2 protein-coding genes are annotated in these 2,070 nt (G+C 70.0%); both read right to left on the reverse strand.

Annotation, left to right across the window (positions count from 1 at the left end; genetic code table 11):
* Positions 1–121: 121 nt before the first annotated feature.
* Positions 122–1,477 (reverse strand): TrpB-like pyridoxal phosphate-dependent enzyme, encoded by a 1,356-nt coding sequence (locus G6028_RS12810; RefSeq protein ID WP_182610381.1) that lies wholly within the window; start codon positions 1,475–1,477, stop codon positions 122–124.
* A gap of 40 nt (positions 1,478–1,517) precedes the next feature.
* Positions 1,518–2,000 carry a GNAT family N-acetyltransferase gene (locus G6028_RS12815; protein ID WP_182641097.1) on the reverse strand — a complete coding sequence of 161 codons (483 nt, stop codon included), beginning with the start codon at positions 1,998–2,000 and terminating at the stop codon, positions 1,518–1,520.
* Positions 2,001–2,070 lie beyond the last annotated feature (70 nt).

Genomic DNA, 2,070 nt, shown 5'->3' on the forward strand with positions numbered 1-2,070 from the left:
GGGTGGCTGTGCTGCGACGAGGCCGTGACCGCGCGGGGACCCTGTCGGCTCCGGGCTCCGGCTCACACACGGCCCCGCGGCAGGGGACGCGGTGGACCGGATCGCCCCGCGTCGGCGCCGGTCAGCCGAGCTCGCCGCGGACGTACGACTCGTAGGCCGGGAGGTCGAGGAAGCCGTGACCGGACAGGCCGATCACGATGGACGGGCCCGTGCCCGCCTCCCCGGTGTGCCTGCGGGCCTCGTCGAACGCGCCGGCGAGGGCGTGGGTGGACTCGGGCGCGGGCACGATGCCCTCGGCCTTGGCGAACTCGACACCGGCGGCGAAGGCGACGTTCTGTTCCACCGCGATCGAGTCGAGCAGGCCGAGGTGCTTGACGTGACTGACCAGCGGTGCCATCCCGTGGTACCGGAGACCGCCCGAGTGGATGGGGTCCGGGACGAAGTCCTGGCCCAGCGTGTACATCTTCATGAGCGGGGTCAGACCCGCCACGTCGCCGTGGTCGTATCGGAACTCGCCCTCGGTCATGGACGGGCAGGCGGTCGGTTCGACGGCCACGATCCTCGTCTGCGCCCCGGCCAGGTTCTCGCGGATGAACGGGAACGCCAGACCGGCGAGGTTGGAGCCGCCCCCGGCGCACCCGAAGACGTAGTCGGGCGCGGCCTCCCCGAACATCTCGAGCTGTTTGAGGGCCTCTTCGCCGATGATCGTCTGGTGCAGGCACACGTGGTTGAGGACGGAACCCAGGGAGTAGCGGGCCTCGGGGTCGCCCGCCGCCACCTCGACCGCCTCCGACACCGCCATACCCAGCGAACCGGGGGTGTGGGGGTCCTTGGCGAGGAAGGACCGGCCCGCCTCGGTCAGGTCGGAGGGGCTCGGGTGGACGGACGCGCCGAAGGTCTCCATGAGCATCCGGCGGTACGGCTTGGACTCGAAGGACGCCTTGACCTGCCAGACCTCCACCTCGATGCCGAAGGCCTGACCGGCGAACGCCAGCGACGCGCCCCACTGACCGGCGCCGGTCTCGGTGGTGAGCTTGGTGATGCCCTCCGCGGCGTTGTAGTACGCCTGGGCCACGGCCGTGTTGGGCTTGTGTGAGCCGACCGGGCTGGTGCCCTCGTACTTGTAGTAGATCCTCGCCGAGGTGCCGAGGGCCTTCTCGAGTCGGCGGGCCCGGATGAGGGGCGAGGGCCGCCACAGCCGGTAGATCTCCCGCACCTCCTCGGGGATCTCGACGTACCGCTCCCCGGTGACCTCCTGCTCGATGAGCGCCATCGGGAACAACGGCGCCAGGTCCTCCGGACCGAGCGGCTCCTTCGTGCCCGGGTGCAGGTGCGGCGCCATCTGCTCGGGCAGGTCGGCCTGGATGTTGTACCAGTGGGTCGGCATCTCGCTCTCGGGGAGAAGTGCCTTGACCAGAGGTGCCGTGACCAGCGAACCGGATGCGGAGTGTGAACCGGATGCAGCGTCAGACGTCATATGGTGTCCTCGGGAGATGTGGGGAGGGGTGAGCCACACCTCATCTTAGGAGGTCGCGCCTCATGGGGAGGTGCGGGATCCGTTCATCCAGGTAGTCCGGTCCGCAACGGAGGAACCCGAACTGCTCGTACCACCCCTCGAGGTGGGACTGGGCGCCTATCTCGACGGGCAGCTCGCCGCACAGCTCGAGTCCGCGACGGATCAGGACACCGGCGATCCCCCGCCCTCGCCACCCGGGAGCCGTGCACACCCGGCCGAGGTGCATGACCCCACCATGGACCCCCGACCCGAACACGCGCAGGGTGGCCACCAACTCGTCCGGACCGGATTCGGTGGCCGGAGCCCAGGCCAACAGGTGCGTGGTGCCGGGGTCGGCGTCGACCTCGTCGATCTCCGCGTACGGGCAGTCCTGCTCGGCGACGAAGACGTCCACGCGCAGCTTGTACAGCGCGTGGACGTCCAGCGGACCCAGCCCGGCCAAGGGAGAGGCGACGACTCTCCACGGAGAGTCGTGCTCACTCACCGTCCGCAGGTCAGGGCTTGTCGGCCGGGGTACCACCGGCCGGGTTCCTGCTGCGGCGCAACGCGATCGT

The organism is Dietzia cercidiphylli (assembly GCF_014145145.1).
Taxonomy (GTDB): Bacteria; Actinomycetota; Actinomycetes; order Mycobacteriales; family Mycobacteriaceae; genus Dietzia; species Dietzia natronolimnaea.

Excerpts from the sequence above, each read along its gene's own strand:
- G6028_RS12810 (WP_182610381.1), bottom strand. The coding sequence starts at position 1,477 with ATGACGTCTGACGCTGCATCCGGTTCACACTCCGCATCCGGTTCGCTG.